Genomic DNA, 1,356 nt, shown 5'->3' with positions numbered 1-1,356 from the left:
TTTCAGGAACAGGCGCAAAAGATATGAACGATCATATTTATATGACTAGGATGTCTCAAACTGATAAAAAAGATGCTTTTCAAGCTTGAATGAATTTCTTTTCAAAATATATCATTTCATCATACGTTGTTGAACAAGGAACTTCTACCTTCTACGATGCTTGAAGTTATGAATATCTTCCTAATATTCTATCAATTGGTTGTGATAAAACTTATGGTCATATTCAGACAGCGAATGAAAATGTTGCGTTAGTTTGAAATATAACATCAGTTGATAAAACAAAATTCAAAACATATTGAAACAATAGTTTAAATGTTTCAGCTATTCCAACAATTGATTGAGATAAAATTCTTACTCCAATTGCTATGCCATTGCAAGTTCAAGCGTATTCAAAAACAACTTCTAACGGTGATGTTGCTTCAACATCAGGAACTGAAGTAAGTTTTGCTTGATATTACTACTGACCAAAAAACGGTGACAAGAACGCTATGATGAACTTGAAACCGGTTTTCGATAAGTATGATTGACAAAACCATTGACAAAATTCTTACAAGAACGATAACAAAGATACTAATTTGACAATGAATTTCGATAATTCAGTAACGATTGATCACATTAGATTCATAACTCTTTCAGGAATTTTTATTGATAATTTTGCAATTACTTTAGCGACGATTGACGGTCAAACAATAATTGAACTTCCAAAAATAGATCATTTTGGAACATCATCATTCTTGGTATCACAACACAATATCATAATAAGTTAAGGAGGATAACATGCCATTAGTAGGTGGAACAACAAAAGAACCAACATTATATAAGCCTGAAGCCGGAAAATACATGTACGGTTCTTTTAAATTGGAAAACTTTGGTGATTGATTTCTTGTAGATGCTCACCGCGGTGATATGAAATATTTCATCGAAACTGATAGCCGTCATCGTGAATTACATCCGGCCGGTTTCTTTGAGCAATGAGGACAATTCATTGCGCAAGAATCAAAATCACTTGGTATTGTTGGTCGTGTCATAACCGACGTATTGACACTTGGAACTTATGAAACAATTAACCAAATTCCAATTGGTACGGCAACGTTAGCTTATGATGCCTATAAAACGGTTACTGGTCAGGCTACAGCCGCTGATTACTATAACTTCGGTAAAGGATTTGTTCAAATTGCTTCCGGTTTTATTCCTGGAGTTGGGCCAGCCGTTGCCATTGGAACGCAAGCCGTTTCATCATTGGTTGAAACTTCACTTTCAAATGCCGGCGTCGGAACAAATCTTCTTGGTAATAGATCATGAAGTGAATTTGGATTTGGATTGGCTGGATTGGTTGTTCCATAAGTCGGAGGCCAA

Annotated in this window: 1 protein-coding gene; it reads right to left on the bottom strand. The window is 35.2% G+C overall.

Going from position 1 to position 1,356, the window contains the following annotated elements; all coding sequences use genetic code 11:
* Positions 1–1,169 precede the first annotated feature (1,169 nt).
* The coding region (locus N1032_RS23265) for a hypothetical protein (RefSeq protein WP_259542721.1) at positions 1,170–1,356 on the bottom strand (187 nt) is incomplete at its 5' end.

It is taken from the genome of Herbiconiux daphne (genome assembly GCF_024979295.1).
In the GTDB taxonomy this organism is placed as follows: domain Bacteria; phylum Actinomycetota; class Actinomycetes; order Actinomycetales; family Microbacteriaceae; genus Herbiconiux; species Herbiconiux daphnes.
The sequence above is the reverse complement of the archived record's forward strand: the minus strand, read 5'-3'. Positions and strand labels throughout refer to the sequence as shown.